Source organism: Psychrobacter sp. TB20-MNA-CIBAN-0197 (assembly GCF_040309765.1).
Classification (GTDB): domain Bacteria; phylum Pseudomonadota; class Gammaproteobacteria; order Pseudomonadales; family Moraxellaceae; genus Psychrobacter; species Psychrobacter submarinus.
The window spans coordinates 1-314 of record NZ_JBEOPC010000277.1 but is presented as its reverse complement, the minus strand read 5'-3'; the positions used below and the strand labels follow the sequence as shown (position 1 = coordinate 314).

Below are 314 nucleotides of genomic sequence, written 5' to 3'. Positions count from 1 at the left end.
GCTTATGCGTTTACGTGCAGCGTCTACTTCAACAACTTTAACCTTGACAATATCACCAGCTTTAACAACTTCACGCGGATCTGATATAAATTTATTCGTGATTGCTGAAATATGCACTAAACCATCTTGGTGAACACCTACATCAACAAACGCACCAAAATTAGCAACGTTTGAAACCACACCTTCTAAAATCATACCTGGCTTTAGGTCACTAATTTTTTCAACACCGGCTTTAAACTCAGCTGTTTTAAATTCAGGTCGAGGATCTCGACCAGGTTTATCAAGCTCAGTAATAATGTCGGTAACGGTTGGTA

Annotated in this window: 1 protein-coding gene; it reads right to left on the bottom strand. The window is 39.2% G+C overall.

Annotation, left to right across the window (positions count from 1 at the left end; genetic code table 11):
• Positions 1-314: S1 RNA-binding domain-containing protein (locus tag AAEY83_RS13650; protein ID WP_351059618.1), on the bottom strand; the 314-nt coding region annotated here is incomplete at both ends.